Source organism: Streptomyces sp. NPDC005574 (genome assembly GCF_040605435.1).
Lineage (GTDB): Bacteria > Actinomycetota > Actinomycetes > Streptomycetales > Streptomycetaceae > Streptomyces.
Genome location: NZ_JBEXCW010000065.1, coordinates 21807 through 35780, shown reverse-complemented (window position 1 = coordinate 35780; position 13974 = coordinate 21807). Strand labels below are relative to the sequence as shown.

At 72.2% G+C, this 13974-nt stretch carries 9 protein-coding genes; 5 read left to right on the top strand and 4 right to left on the bottom strand.

Annotated features, from left to right (window positions below; translation table 11 throughout):
• Nucleotides 1-63 precede the first annotated feature (63 nt).
• Nucleotides 64-549 carry a MarR family transcriptional regulator gene (locus tag ABZT03_RS30825; protein WP_356045465.1) on the top strand — a complete coding sequence of 162 codons (486 nt, stop codon included), beginning with the start codon at nt 64-66 and terminating at the stop codon, nt 547-549.
• Here ABZT03_RS30825 and ABZT03_RS30820 read toward each other — a convergent pair.
• Entirely contained in the window at nt 497-2128 is a 1632-nt protein-coding gene (locus ABZT03_RS30820) for a glycosyltransferase family 39 protein (protein WP_356045487.1), read from the bottom strand. The two genes, ABZT03_RS30825 and ABZT03_RS30820, sit on opposite strands and share 53 nt — an antisense overlap.
• A gap of 166 nt (nt 2129-2294) precedes the next feature.
• On the opposite strand from ABZT03_RS30820, the gene ABZT03_RS30815 reads away from it, so the two are divergent.
• Together ABZT03_RS30815 and galE are read left to right on the top strand one after the other, a co-directional pair.
• Nucleotides 2295-3617 carry a glycosyltransferase 87 family protein gene (locus tag ABZT03_RS30815; protein WP_356045462.1) on the top strand — a complete coding sequence of 441 codons (1323 nt, stop codon included), beginning with the start codon at nt 2295-2297 and terminating at the stop codon, nt 3615-3617.
• 115 nt (nt 3618-3732) lie between these two features.
• Complete coding sequence (gene galE, locus ABZT03_RS30810; protein WP_356045459.1) at nt 3733-4710, top strand: UDP-glucose 4-epimerase GalE; 978 nt, start codon at nt 3733-3735, stop codon at nt 4708-4710.
• Nucleotides 4711-4738: 28 nt separating this feature from the next.
• On the opposite strand, the gene ABZT03_RS30805 is transcribed toward galE, so the two are convergent.
• A complete protein-coding gene (locus tag ABZT03_RS30805; RefSeq protein ID WP_356045456.1) occupies nt 4739-5365 on the bottom strand; it encodes a TetR/AcrR family transcriptional regulator in 627 nt (208 codons plus the stop codon).
• A 191-nt stretch (nt 5366-5556) separates the two neighbouring features.
• Between ABZT03_RS30805 and ABZT03_RS30800 the strand changes: the two genes are divergently transcribed.
• Nucleotides 5557-6474 carry an ABC transporter permease gene (locus tag ABZT03_RS30800; protein WP_356045453.1) on the top strand — a complete coding sequence of 306 codons (918 nt, stop codon included), beginning with the start codon at nt 5557-5559 and terminating at the stop codon, nt 6472-6474.
• On the top strand, nt 6467-7375 hold the full coding sequence (locus ABZT03_RS30795) for an ABC transporter ATP-binding protein (protein WP_356045450.1): 909 nt from the start codon (nt 6467-6469) through the stop codon (nt 7373-7375). The genes ABZT03_RS30800 and ABZT03_RS30795 overlap by 8 nt, the downstream gene beginning before the upstream one ends.
• A gap of 108 nt (nt 7376-7483) precedes the next feature.
• Here the strand turns inward: ABZT03_RS30795 and ABZT03_RS30790 are convergent, their stop codons facing one another.
• Together ABZT03_RS30790 and ABZT03_RS30785 are read right to left on the bottom strand one after the other, a co-directional pair.
• Complete coding sequence (locus ABZT03_RS30790) at nt 7484-12430, bottom strand: NAD-glutamate dehydrogenase (RefSeq protein WP_356045448.1); 4947 nt, start codon at nt 12428-12430, stop codon at nt 7484-7486.
• An 806-nt stretch (nt 12431-13236) separates the two neighbouring features.
• The gene (locus tag ABZT03_RS30785; RefSeq protein WP_356045446.1) at nt 13237-13911 is read right to left on the bottom strand and encodes an HAD family hydrolase; all 675 of its coding nucleotides are present in this window, start codon (nt 13909-13911) and stop codon (nt 13237-13239) included.
• Between the last annotated feature and the right edge of the window lie 63 nt (nt 13912-13974).

Here is a 13974-nt window from a genome sequence, read left to right as displayed (position 1 = left end):
TAAGTAGAGCACACAACTGAATTGTGCACAACTAAATGGCTCGAAAGAGCTATCCTGGGAGGCATGACCGCGACGCCGACCCCAGCCGCCCAGGAGAACTGGCTCCGCCTGGACCGCCAGATCTGCTTCTCCCTGCACGCCGCCTCCCGCGCCTTCAACGGCGTCTACCGCGTGATCCTCAAGGACCTCGGTCTGACCTACCCCCAGTACCTGGTGATGCTGGTGCTGTGGGAGCACGGCGACCTGCCCGTGAAGAAGCTCGGCGAACACCTGCGGCTCGACTCCGGCACGCTCTCGCCGCTGCTCAAGCGGCTGGAGGGAACCGGTCTCGTACGACGCGAGCGCTCCACCCGCGACGAGCGCTCGGTGGAGGTGCGGCTGACCGGGGAGGGCGCCGCGCTGCGCGAGCGGGCCCTCGAGGTACCGCGCCGGATCTTCGCCTCGACCGGGTTCGACATGGAGGAGCTCGGCGCCCTGCGCGCCCGCCTCGACGAACTCACGACCGCGCTGGACGCGGCCGCGCTGTCCCAGGCTCCGGGCCACCCGTAACCGGGCCCGCCCGACCGCTCACGGGCGGCACGCGGACGTAGAGACGCAGGGTCACCCCCCGGCGGGCGTACTCCCGGCGCGGGGTGAACTGCTCCCGGACGACCGTGAGTTTGGCCCGCTCGGTCGGGTCGCGCGGCGACCAGCGCGAGGTGAGGGCGTACGGCTCGGCGACGACCCAGACCCGGTCGACCGGGGCGAGCCGGCGCAGCAGTTCCCGGGGCCCGGTCTCTCGGCCCCACAGCGTCCCGGAGCGGGGCCCGGACTCCCGGAGCGCGATGTCGTAGCCGCGCCGGAACCCCCGCGGGTACGTCAGCGCCGCCAGCCGCTCCACCGAGGGCAGGAACAGCACCGGATCACCGGGCCGGACCTGCCGGGCGGCGAGAGCGGCGACCGCCGCGAGGTTGTCGGGGCGGTGGTCCGGCGAACGGTCCTCCAGGTGCAGCGGAAGAGTCTGCAGGAAGGCCAGAGCGACGGCCAGCACGCCGGCCAGGACGACCACCCGGCCGGCCGGCGGACCCCCGAGCCCCGCCCGCGGAGCGCCCACCCGGCCGTACGACGGACCCCTGAGCCCTGCCCGCCAACGCTGAGCGCCCACCCGGCCGCACGACCGACCCCCGAGACACGCTCGCGAACGCCGGGCATCCACCCGGCGTCCCCGCAGTCCCTCCACGGCGGTGGCCACGCGGTCGGCGCCCGCCGCCACCAGCAGCGGCGATCCCGCCAGCGCGTACAGCACGTACCGGTCGTGATAGAGCGGCCGGACCTGCGAGACGCTCATCAGGATCGCGGGCGGCAGCACCAGCAGCGGCCCCGCCACCACCGCCACGCGCCGGGCCCCGAGACCCGCCACCAGCAGCACGACGGACACCCAGAAGACCGCCCCCGTCGGACCGGCGGCGAAGCTCCGCCCCAGCTTCCCGACCCGGTCCCAGCCCGGCGCCACCAGCCACGCCACCTGCCCCGACTGCCGCCGCGACACCCACACCAGCGGCAGCAGGAGCACCCCGGTCACCGCCACCGCCCGCGCCCACCCCGCCCACACGGCCCTCGGCACCCGGGTCAGCGCCAGGGTCGCCGCGTGCGCGCAGACCGCCAGCACCGCCAGCTCGTGCAGCAGGCAGGACACCGCGAGGACGCACCCGTACGGCCACCACACCGCGCCGGGCCGCCCCGGCCGCCCGTCCGACGCCCGCACCAGCAGCAGCGTCGCGGCCGCCACCCCGGCCGCGACGAGCGCGTAGGACCGGCCCTCCTGCGCGTAGTGGCCGGTCAGTGGGGTGACCGCGTACAGCAGGCCGGCCCACAGCCCGACCCGCGGCCGGGACAGCCGCACCCCGAGGGCGGCGACCAGTGCGGCCGTCGCCGAGGCCGCGAACAGCGACGGCAGCCGCAGGACGACCTCGCCGGGGTGGACGGGCAGCACGGCGTGCATGAACAGGTAGTACAGCCCGTGGACCGCGTCCACCTCGTGCAGCAGCCGCCAGATCTGCGGCACCGTGCGCCAGGCCACCAGGAAGGTGACGCTCTCGTCGCCCCACATGCCGCCGCGGTCCAGGCCCCACAGTCCGGCCGCGAGCATCACGGCCGCGGGAAGCGCCACGGCCAGCGCCCGCTCGCTTCTCCGTTCGGCCCCGCTCGACTGCCCGCTCGTCACAAGGCCGATTGTGTGGTGCCGACCGGCCATTGGTGATGATTGGCGGTGTATCAGACGTTTCACGTCATTCGCCCGGATTACCATCCGCTCGATGAACCTCGCGCCGCACACCCTCATGACCTCCGCGGCGAACGCCGTGCGACGACCCCGCCACCTCGCGCTCGCCACCGCCTGGCTCGCCGGCCGCGCCCTGATGCTGTGGCTGCTCGCCCACAACGGGCTGGCCGTCCTGGGCGGAGGCCGGGTGGCGGGCGAGGTGTGGTGGCTCTACCACCGCTGGTACGGCGGGCTCGCGCACGGCGTCTTCCCCGCGCACGACCCGCTGTGGCAGTACCCGCCGGGCGCTGGCCCGGTCCTGCTGTCACCCGCGCTGCTGCCCGGCCTGACGTACTTCCAGGCGTTCGTCGCCCTCACCCTCGCCGCCGACGCGGCCGTCACCGGGGCCCTGGTGCGCGCGGGCGGGCGGCCCGGCCACAGCCTGTGCGGGGCGGCGGTGTGGGTGGGCGGCCTCCCCCTGCTGCTGCACCTCCCGCTCGCGCGCTACGACGTGCAGGTCACCGCGCTCGCCGTCCTCGCCCTGCTGGCGTGGTCGCGGTACCCGCGCGTGTGCGGGGCGCTGGCCGCGGCGGGCGCGCTGGTGAAGGTGTGGCCGGCGCTGGTGCTGCTGGGGCCGGCGAGGGGCCGGGCGGCACGGTCGGCGTGGACGTGGGCGGCGCTGACGGCCGCCGCCGTGCTCGCCCTGTTCGCCGCCGTGTGCCGCGACCCCTTCTCCTTCCTGCTCCAGCAGGGCGGCCGGGGCGTGCAGATCGAGTCGTTCGGCGGCACCCTGCTCGGCCTCGCCACCCACGCCGGCTGGCCGGGGACCGTCGGGTACCGCTACGGGGCGATGGAGTTCACCGGCCCCTACGTCCCGGCCGTCGCCGCCGCCTCACTGGCGTTCACGGGTGTCGCCTTCGCGCTGCTGCTGCTTTGGCGGGTCCGGGCCCGGAACTGGACACCGGCGACGCCGTACGACGCGGCGCTCAGCGCCGTCCTGCTGTTCACCGTCACCAGCCGGGTCATCAGCCCGCAGTACATGGTCTGGCTGGTGGGCCTGGCCGCCGTCTGCCTGACCTCCCGGCACACCACGCAGCGTCCCGTGGCGGCGCTGATCGTGGCGGCCACCGCCGTCAGTTCGGTCGTGTACCCCGTCCTGTACCACGAGGTGGTCACCAGCACGTGGACGGGCTGCGCGCTGATGCTCGTGCGCAACGGCCTGCTGGCCGCGGCCGCCGCCCTGTCGTTCATCCGCCTGTGGCGCTCCACCGACGGCCCGCCGCACCTGCCCCCGCGCCTCCCCGGCGGACCGCTCGCCTCCCTCCTCCCGCTCCCCGCCCGGCGCCTGTCCGGCGCCCACCGCTCCCCGTCCCGGTGACGGGGGACCACGTCGGGGTGCTCCCGCGCCGGGTGGCCGACGCCGGGTGCCGCCGCCTGCTTCACTGAGACCGGCGCCACGCGGGGCGCCGCCACGGACGAGGGGACGGCCGCACATGACCTGGCTGATCACCGGCGGCGCCGGCTACATCGGGGCGCACGTCGTAGCGGCGATGACCGGTGCGGGCGAGCGGACCGTCGTCTACGACGACCTGTCGACGGGCCTCGCCGACCGCGTCCCCGAAGGGATCCCCCTGGTCACCGGTTCGACGCTGGACGCCGCGCTGCTGGCCCGCACCCTGGCCGAGCACGCGGTCACCGGTGTCGTCCACCTGGCCGCGAAGAAGCAGGTGGGCGAGTCGGTCGAACTGCCGCTGCACTACTACCGGGAGAACGTCGAGGGTCTGCGCGTGCTGCTGGAGGCCGTGACGGCGGCCGGGGTGCGCTCCTTCGTGTTCTCCTCCTCGGCCGCGGTGTACGGCATGCCGGACCTCGACCTGGTGACGGAGGAGACGCCGTGCGCGCCGATGAGCCCCTACGGCGAGACCAAGCTGGCCGGCGAGTGGCTGGTGCGCGCCACCGGCCGGGCCGGCGGACTTTCCACGGCCTGCCTGCGCTACTTCAACGTGGCGGGCGCGGCCCGTCCGGAACTCGCGGACGTGGGCGTCCACAACCTGATCCCGATGATCTTCGAGCGGCTGACCGCGGGCGCGCCCCCGCGGATCTTCGGCGACGACTACGCCACCCCCGACGGCACCTGCGTCCGCGACTACATCCACGTGGTGGACCTGGCGGAGGCCCATGTGGCGGCCGCGCGCGCCCTGCGGGCCGCCCCGGGCCACGCCCTCACCCTCAACATCGGCCGCGGGGAGGGCGTGTCCGTCCGCGAGATGATCGACCGCGTCAGCGCCCTCACCGGCCACCACCGACCTCCGACGGTCACCCCGCGCCGCCCCGGTGACCCCGCCCGGGTCGTGGCGTCCGCCGACCGCGCCGCCACGGAGCTGGGCTGGAAGGCCACCCACGACGTCCAGGACATGATCACCTCGGCCTGGGAGGGCTGGGTACGACTGCACCCGGCGGCGGCGCGCTAGCGCCGTGGCGACCCCCGCCAAGGGCGCCTCACAGCGCCTTGAGTGCCTCCGCCGTCGCCCGGGCGAGTGTGCCCAGGTAGCCCTTCGGCAGCTTGGGGCTGCGGATCACCACCGAGCGCCAGTACAGGGGTCCCGAGATCAGGTCGAGGGCCAGGTCCTCGTCGGCGCCGGGACGGATCTCGCCGCGCTGAGCGGCCGAGACCATGATCTTGGCTGCGACGCCGTCCTGCCCCTCGCGCAGCGCCTTCTGCATGGCCTCGGCGATGTCGGGGTTGCGTGCCGCCTCGGCCTGGAGGTCGGGGATGATCTGCGAGGCGACGGGGTGGCGCAGCGCCCGCGAGGTCACCTCGTACAGCAGTCGCAGGTCGCCCTCCAGCGAGCCGGTGTCCGGGGCCGGCAGGCCCTGCACGGCGATCGCCGAGACGAGGTCGAGGACGAGGTGCAGCTTGGAGCGCCAGCGGCGGTAGACGGCCGTCTTGCCGACACCCGCGCGGCGCGCGATGCCCTCGATCGACATCCGCGCGTAGCCGACGGACGCGAGCTCCTCGAAGACGGCGGCCCGGATGGCCTCCGTCTTGTCCTCCCGGAGCACGGCGGCTCCCGCGGGGGTCCGGCGGCGCGGACGCGTTCGGGGCTCCTCTGCGTTCGTCGTCATGCCGTCAAGCATAGGGCGTCACGACGAAACGGTTGCGTTCCGACGTCGACTCCGCCTACGCTCGCGTTGCGACGATACGGTCCCGTCCCGACGTAAGAAAACGTGAAGGAAAGCGTAAGGAAACTCCGGGCGACGAACCCGGCGGCAACCGAGCGCGCGCCACCCCCTCCCCCCGAGTGAAAGCAGCGGATGTGAGCCAGGTCCTCCACACACCGCCCCCGACGCCGGCCCCGGCCGACGACGATCTCGCGGCCCTCGCCGCCCGCCACGGCCTCTCGGTCAGCGGCGCCCGCCCGTCCCTGCCGGACTACGTCCGCCAGCTGTGGGACCGGCGCCACTTCATCGCGGCCTTCTCGACCGCCAAGCTCACCTCGCAGTACAGCCAGGCGAAACTGGGCCAGGTCTGGCAGGTGATGACCCCCCTGCTGAACGCGGCGGTCTACTACTTCATCTTCGGCGTGCTGCTGCAGACCAAGAAGGGCGTGCCGGACTACATCCCGTTCCTGGTCACGGGCGTGTTCATCTGGACGTTCACGCAGAGCTCGATCATGTCGGGCACCCGGGCCATCGCGGGCAACCTCGGTCTCGTCCGGGCGCTGCACTTCCCGCGGGCCGCGCTGCCCATCTCGTTCGTCCTCCAGCAGCTCCAGCAGCTGCTGTTCTCGATGGCCGCCCTGGTCGTCATCCTGCTCTGCTTCGGCGTGCCGGTCGCCGCCTCCTGGGCGCTGGCGATCCCGGCCCTGGTCCTGCAGTTCACCTTCAACGCGGGCATCTCGATGATCGTGGCCCGGCTCGGGGCGAAGACGCCGGACATCGCACAGCTGATGCCGTTCGTGCTGCGTACCTGGATGTACATCTCCGGCGTGATGTGGAGCATCGACCACCTGCTCCAGAGGCACACCGGCCTCCCGTCCTGGGTGGCGCCCACGCTGCAGGCCAACCCGCCCGCCGTCTACATCGACCTGATGCGGTACGCGCTCATCGACAGCTTCCACTCCAGCCAGCTGCCGGCCCACGTGTGGCTGCTCGCGGCTGGCTGGGCGCTGCTCGCCGGAGTCGGCGGCTTCATCTACTTCTGGAAGGCTGAGGAGACGTACGGCCGTGGCTGAGAACACCGAGTACCGCTACGAGAGCGACGGCGAGCGCATCCCCACCGTCGTCGTCGACAAGGTCGACATCGTCTACCGGGTCAACGGCACCGGCGCCGGGCGCGGCTCCGCCACCGCCGCCCTCAACCGCATCCTGCGCCGCGAGAAGGCCGAGCGGGCCGCGGGCGTGCGCACGGTGCACGCGGTCAGGAACGTGTCCTTCGTCGCGTACCGGGGCGAGGCGATCGGCCTGATCGGCTCCAACGGCTCCGGCAAGTCGACGCTGCTCAAGGCCGTCGCGGGTCTGCTGCCGGTGGAGAACGGCCGTATCCACACCGACGGCCAGCCCTCCCTCCTCGGCGTCAACGCGGCCCTGATGAACGACCTCACCGGCGAGCGCAACGTCTACCTCGGCGGCCTCGCCATGGGCATGTCCCGCGAGCAGGTCAAGGAGCGCTACCAGGAGATCGTCGACTTCTCCGGCATCAACGAGAAGGGCGACTTCATCACCCTGCCGATGCGCACCTACTCCTCCGGCATGGCAGCCCGCCTGCGCTTCTCCATCGCCGCCGCCAAGGACCACGACGTGCTGCTCGTCGACGAGGCCCTGGCCACCGGCGACGCCTCCTTCCGCAAGCGGTCCGAGGCCCGTATCCGCGAGCTGCGCGAGCACGCCGGCACCGTCTTCCTGGTCAGCCACAACAACAAGTCGATCCGCGACACCTGCGACCGCGTGCTGTGGCTGGAGCGCGGGGAACTGCGCATGGACGGCCCCACCGAGGAGGTCCTGGAGGCGTACGAGGCGTTCACGGGCGGCCCGGAGAAGCCCAGGCCGAAGGCCCGGCCGAAGAGGACTCCCCCGAAGACCCCGGAGCAGACCCGGCCCACGCCCGAGGACGCCAAGGTGCCGCTCTCCTCGTGAGACGTGCGCCGTGAGACACACGCCGTGAGGCGGGCGGCAGCCGCCGCCCGGGCAGAACGAAGGGCGCCCCCGCCACGACGGCCGGGGGCGCCCTCACGCACGTACGGGCTAGGAATGCGTGCGCAGCAGCGTCCGCATGGTCCGCATCGCCACGGACAGGTTCGCCAGGTCGAAGGAGTCCGAGCCCTGGATCTCCTCCAGGGTCGTGCGGGCCCGGCCCAGGATCGGCGCGTTCCTCTCCTCCCACGCGGTGAAGCGCTGCTCGGGGGTCGAGGTGCCGTTGCCCACGGCGAGCACGTCGGCCGTCAGCGAGGCGTGGGCCGCATACAGGTCCTCGCGGATCGAGGCGCGGGCCATGGACTGCCAGCGGTCCGCGCGCGGCAGCTCGATGATGCGGTCCATGAGCTGGGTGATGTGCAGCCGGTCGGCGAGGTCGTAGTACACCTCGGCGACGTCCAGCGGCTCCTTGCCCATCCGGTCGGCCACCGAGACGATGTCCAGCGTCGGGAAGGCGGAGGAGAACCCGGCCACCCGCGTGGCCAGTTCGTCCGGCACGCCCGCGGCTGTCAGCTCGTCGCGGATCTGCTCGTACCACTCCAGGTCCGCGCCGCGCAGCAGCTTCGGCAGCTCTCCCCAGACCAGCTCGACCCGTTCGGAGAAGAACTCCACCGTCTCGGCGAGTTGCAGCGGCTGCGGCCGGTTGTTCAGCAGCCAGCGCGTGCCCCGCTCCACCAGCCGGCGCGAGTGCAGACGGATCCGGGTCTGGACGGCGGCCTCGACCGAGTTGTCCAGCGCCTCCACGGCGTCCCACACGGCGCCCGAACGGAAGATCGTGCGGGCCACGGTCTGGGCGCGGACGATCTCCTCCAGCGAGGCACCGGTCTCCTCCCGCAGCCGGTGCAGATACGTCGTACCGCCCGTGTTGACCGTGTCGTTGACCAGGACCGTCGTGGTGATCTCACGGTTCAGCGGGTGGCCGTCGATCCGCTCGGTGAACTTCTCGCGCAGCGCCGCCGGGAAGTAGGTGTGGAGCAGACCGCGCAGGTACGGGTCGTCCGGCAGCGAGGTGTGCAGCAGCTCCTCGGCGACCGTGATCTTCGTGTACGCCAGCAGGACGGCCGTCTCCGGGCTGGTCAGGCCCTGCCCGGCACCGAGGCGCTCGCGGATCTGGCGGTCGGTGGGCAGGAACTCCAGCGCCCGGTCGAGCAGGCCCGCGCGCACCAGGTGCCGCAGGTACCGCTGCTGCGCGTGGAGCATGTCCTTGGACTGGGCGAGGGCGTTGGCGATCGCCGTGTTCTGCGCGTAGTTGTTGCGCAGGACCAGGTGGCCGACCTCGTCGGTCATCTCGGCGAGCAGCTTGTTGCGCTGCTTGACCGTCATGTCGCCGTCCGTGACCAGGCCGTTGAGCAGGATCTTGATGTTCACCTCGTGGTCGGAGGTGTCCACGCCCGCGCTGTTGTCGATGGCGTCCGTGTTGGTCTTGCCGCCGTGCAGCGCGAACTCGATCCGGCCGAGCTGGGTCAGACCGAGGTTGCCGCCCTCCCCGACGACCTGGACCCGCAGGTCGGCGCCGTCGACCCGGATCGGGTCGTTGGCCTTGTCGCCGACGTCCGCGTGGGACTCCGTGGACGCCTTCACGTAGGTGCCGATGCCGCCGTTCCACAGCAGGTCGACCGGCGCCCGCAGGATGGCCTTCATCAGGTCGGCCGGCGTCATCTTGGACACCTTGTCCTCGATGCCGAGGGCCTGGCGGATGTGGGCGTTGACCGGGATGGCCTTGGCGGTGCGCGGGAAGACGCCGCCGCCCGCGGAGATCAGCGCCGTGTCGTAGTCGGCCCAGCTGGAGCGCGGCAGCTCGAAGACGCGGCGGCGCTCGGCGTAGGAGGTGGCCGCGTCCGGGGTCGGGTCCAGGAAGATGTGCCGGTGGTCGAAGGCGGCGACCAGGCGGATGTGCTCGGACAGCAGCATGCCGTTGCCGAACACGTCACCGGACATGTCCCCGATGCCGACGACCGTGAAGTCCTCGGCCTGGGTGTTCACGCCCAGCTCCCGGAAGTGCCGCTTGACGGACTCCCAGGCACCGCGGGCGGTGATGCCCATGCCCTTGTGGTCGTAGCCGGCCGAACCGCCGGAGGCGAAGGCGTCGCCGAGCCAGAAGTTGTACTGCTCGGCGACCCCGTTGGCGATGTCCGAGAAGGTCGCGGTGCCCTTGTCGGCGGCGACCACCAGGTAGGTGTCGTCCTCGTCGTGCCGGACGACGTCCGCCGGGGGCACGACCTCGCCGGCCACCATGTTGTCGGTGATGTCGAGCAGCGCCGAGATGAACGTCTTGTAGCTGGCGATGCCCTCGGCCAGCCAGGCGTCCCGGTCCACGCTCGGGTCGGGCAGCTGCTTGGCGACGAAGCCGCCCTTGGCGCCCACCGGCACGATGACGGTGTTCTTCACCATCTGCGCCTTGACCAGGCCGAGGATCTCGGTCCGGAAGTCCTCCTTGCGGTCGGACCAGCGCAGCCCGCCTCGGGCGACCTTCCCGAACCGCAGGTGCACGCCCTCCACCTGCGGCGAGTACACCCAGATCTCGAACGCCGGGCGCGGCGCGGGCAGGTCGGGGATCGCCTGCGGGTCGAACTTCATGGAGACGTACGCGTGCGGCTGGCCGCCCGCCGCCTCCTGGAAGAAGTTGGTCCGCAGGGTCGCCTTGATGACGGTGAGGAAGGACCGCAGGATGCGGTCCTCGTCGAGGCTCGCCACCTGGTCGAGCGCCGCCTCCAGTTCCTCCAGCAGCGCGTCCACGAGTTCGTGCCCGGCGCGCTGGCGGTCCGGCGACATCCGCGCCTCGAACAGCGACACCAGCAGACGCGTGGTGTGGACGTTGTTGCGGAGGGTGTCCTCCATGTAGTCCTGGCTGAACGTGGAACCCGCCTGGCGCAGGTACTTGGCGTACGCCCGCAGCACCATCGCCTGCCGCCAGCCCAAACCGGCGCTGAGCACGAGGGAGTTGAAGCCGTCGTTCTCCGCCCGGCCGGTCCAGGTGGCGGCGAACGCCTCCTGGAAACGCTCGCGGCCGTCGTCGCCGAGGTGGTCACCGCCGCCGCTGGGCGACTTGGGCACGCGCAGACCGAAGTCGTACACCCAGGCCACGCTGCGGTCGGAGCAGCGCAGCTCGTACGGCCGCTCGTCCGTCACCTCGACGCCGAGCCGGTTGAGGACCGGCAGCACCGCGGACAGGGAGACCGCGTCGCCCTTGCGGTAGATCTTGAACCGGCGCTCCTCGGGCGCCGCGCCCACCGGCTCGTAGAGGCTCAGCGCGAAGTCCTTGCCGGTGTGCTCCTGGGCCTCGGTGAGGCGCTCGATGTGCACCAGGTCGGCGACCGCGGCCCGCGGGGTGTGGTCGGCCTTGTAGCCCTCGGGGAAGGCGTTGCCGTAGCGGCGCACCAGCTCGGCCGCGCGCTCCTCGCCCAGCTCGGCGTTGAGCGCCTCGGCGAAGCCGTCGGCCCAGGAGCGGGCGGCCTCGACCAGCCGTGCCTCGATGCGCTCCTTGTCGGCGTCGGACAGCTGCGGCAGCTCGGTGCCCTGCGGGACCCGCACCACGAAGTGCAGCCGGGACAGGATCGACTCGGTGTTCCAGGCCGTGAAGTCGACGCTGGTGCCGGCGAGCTCCTCCTTCAGGATGTCGATGATCCGCAGCCGCACACCGGTCGTGTAGCGGTCGCGGGGGAGGTAGACGAGGGCGGAGTAGTAGCGCCCGTACTCGTCCTGGCGGAGGTAGAGGCGCAGCCGCCTGCGCTCCTGGAGGTACAGCACCGAGGTGACGATGGCCTGCAGTTCGTCGGCCGGGGTCTGGAACAGCTCGTCGCGCGGGTAGGTCTCCAGGATCTGGAGCAGGTCGCGCCCGTCGTGGCTGTTGGGCGAGAACCCGGCGCGCTCCAGGACCTCCTCGACCTTGCGCCGGATGACCGGGACCCGGCGCACGGACTCGGTGTAGGCGGCGGAGGAGAACAGTCCGAGGAAGCGCCGCTCGCCGACGACGTTGCCCTGCTCGTCGAACTTCTTGACGCCGATGTAGTCGAGATACGACGGCCGGTGCACGGTGGAGCGGCTGTTGGCCTTGGTCAGCACCAGCAGCTTGTGCTCGCGGGCCTTGGCGCGGGCGTCGGCGGGCAGCCGCTCGAAGGAGGGGCTGACGGGGTGGCTCTCGTCGCTCGCGTGGTGCGGGTCCGAGCGCAGTATGCCCAGACCGGTGCCGGGTACGGCGGCGAGCGAGTCGTCGTCGCGCAGCTGGTACTCGCGGTAGCCGAGGAAGGTGAAGTGGTCGGCGGCCAGCCAGCGCAGCAGCTCGCGGGCCTCCTCGATGTCCTGGCCGCGCAGGTCGGAGGCGACCGGCTCCTTCGGCAGCTCGTCGGCCATCCGCAGGGCCGCGTCCCGCATCTTGTCCCAGTCCTCGACGGTCTCGCGGACGTCGGACAGGACACGCAGCAGATCGGCGGTGATCTGCTTCAGGTCGGCGCGGTCGGTTTCCCGGTCGATCTCCACGTGGATCCAGGACTCGGTGTGGGCGTCGTGCGGGAGGTCGCCCACGGCGGACGCGGTGAGGACCTCGATCAGCCTGCCCGTGACGTCGCGGCGCACCAGCATCTGCGGGTGGATGACGACGTGGATGCCGCGGCCCTGCCGGGTCAGCTCGTTCGTCACGGAGTCCACGAGGAACGGCATGTCGTCGGTGACGACCTCGACGACGGAGTGGCTGCAGGTCCAGCCGTTCTCCTCGACGGTCGGGGTGTGCACCCGCACGCTGGCCGTGCCCTGCGGGCGGTTCTCGGCCAGCCGGTAGTGGGAGAAGGCGGCTCCGAAGACGTCGACCGGGTCGCGGTCGGTGAGGTCCTCCGGGGCGGTGTGCAGGTAGTAGCGCTGGAGGAACGCGAGCACGGTGTCCGGGTCCGGCGTGCCCTCGTCCGTCGTCCCGGTCGGTAGGTGCCCCCCGACCGGACTGTTCTCAGCAACCCGGGCGGCCCTCTCGAGCAGCTCGGCCTTGGCTTCGTCCAGCTTGGTCTGCATTGTCCTCTGGCTCCTGTCGCGCGCCATTGCGTGACGTAGAAGGAAATACGGGCTCTGCCCCTCCGACGCAACGTCCAGACGCGGGGTGTCCGGTCTGCTCCGACGCTATGCCGCAGGGTGAGATGAGCGGGGGGTTATCAGCCATTCTCGACACGCCCTCGGGGTGTGACGCTGATCTCTGCGCCGCCTGTCCCGGGTGTGTGCACGGCGTCCTGGGGGCCCTGGTGGCCCCGTCCCGCCCGCGAGGACCAGCGACCGGCCCGGTCACGGAGATGGTCCGTGCTCGCCGGGCGCAGGGCGGGGGCGGCAGTGCCCCCGCGAACTATCGCGCTGATCACGCCACCAGGCTATCGCCCCCGGGCGGGGGCCCGTCATGAGCCGTATGTGTACAAAACCGGGGGTGGAACTTTGACATTCTGCACAGGGGCGGGAACGACCGATCCGGCGTAACGGCCTCTCCGGACGGCGGGGCGCGAACGACCCCCGACCGGGCGATACGGAGCTGCCGCTCCCCGGCCTGCCGGTCCCGCCTCACGGATCGCCGGCCCGCCGCTCGGCGAGCTGCCGCTCCCCTGCCCGGGCGCCCCGATCCGCCGCGCTCCGTTCCGCCGCCCGGCGACCTGACGCTCGGGGACCTGCCGGTGCGTGCGTGGCCGCTCCTGGGCCTGCCCTTCCCCCACCCGCCGCTCCGGGACCTGCCGATCCGGGGCCCGCCGCTCCGTGACCTCGCGACCGGGGGCCCGGCCGGTCCAGAGCCTCCCCTGGCCCTGACGGGCTCACCCCCGGCCGGTCGGCCGCGCTTCAGCTCAGGCCGCCAGTCGCGCCGCTTCCTCGACGGCCTCCGCGAGGGTGTCCACCACCGGAACGCCCACCGTCTCCAGACTGGCCCGGCCGTGCGAACCGCCGGTGTACAGCACCGCGCGCGCTCCGACGTGCAGCGCGGCCACCGCGTCGTCGGCGGCGTCCCCGATGACCACCGTGCGAGCGGGGTCCACGCCCCCCGCTCCGGTGAGCGCCGCGAGGTGCCGCACCATGTGCTCTGCCTTGCTGCCGCCGGAGGGACCGGTGCGCCCGTCCACGCGTATGAAGTGCGGCTCGATGCCGAAGCCCCGCACCAACGGCACCAGTTCCTCATGCCCGTACATGCTGAGCAGGGACTGACTGCGTCCCGCCGACCGCCACCCCGCGAGCAGTTCCGCCGCGCCGTCGGTGAGCCCGCAGCGGATCCGGTGCTGCTGGTAGTGCCGGTGGAAGACGCCGTCCATGAGCTCCCACTCGGCGTCGGTCGGCAACCGCCCCAGCAGCCGTTCGTAGAACTTCGGCACCGGCACGCAGTACAGCGCCCGGTAGCGCTCCAAGGTGATCGGTTCGAGTCCGAGTTCGGCGAAGGCCGCGTTCGTCGCCCCGATGATCGCGTCGTTGTCGTGGAACAGCGTCCCGTTCCAATCCCAGACGATGTGCATGTCCGTCCGCATCCCCATGTCCAAAACGTACCCGCCGCCACTGACAACGAAGAGACCCGCGAGTGCCGGGTCCGGTGCGGC

Excerpts from the sequence above, each read along its gene's own strand:
- ABZT03_RS30825 (WP_356045465.1), top strand. The coding sequence starts at position 64 with ATGACCGCGACGCCGACCCCAGCCGCCCAGGAGAACTGGCTCCGCCTG.
- ABZT03_RS30820 (WP_356045487.1), bottom strand. The coding sequence starts at position 2,128 with ATGCTCGCGGCCGGACTGTGGGGCCTGGACCGCGGCGGCATGTGGGGC.
- ABZT03_RS30815 (WP_356045462.1), top strand. The coding sequence starts at position 2,295 with ATGAACCTCGCGCCGCACACCCTCATGACCTCCGCGGCGAACGCCGTG.
- galE (WP_356045459.1), top strand. The coding sequence starts at position 3,733 with ATGACCTGGCTGATCACCGGCGGCGCCGGCTACATCGGGGCGCACGTC.
- ABZT03_RS30805 (WP_356045456.1), bottom strand. The coding sequence starts at position 5,365 with ATGACGACGAACGCAGAGGAGCCCCGAACGCGTCCGCGCCGCCGGACC.
- ABZT03_RS30790 (WP_356045448.1), bottom strand. The coding sequence starts at position 12,430 with ATGCAGACCAAGCTGGACGAAGCCAAGGCCGAGCTGCTCGAGAGGGCC.
- ABZT03_RS30785 (WP_356045446.1), bottom strand. The coding sequence starts at position 13,911 with ATGGGGATGCGGACGGACATGCACATCGTCTGGGATTGGAACGGGACG.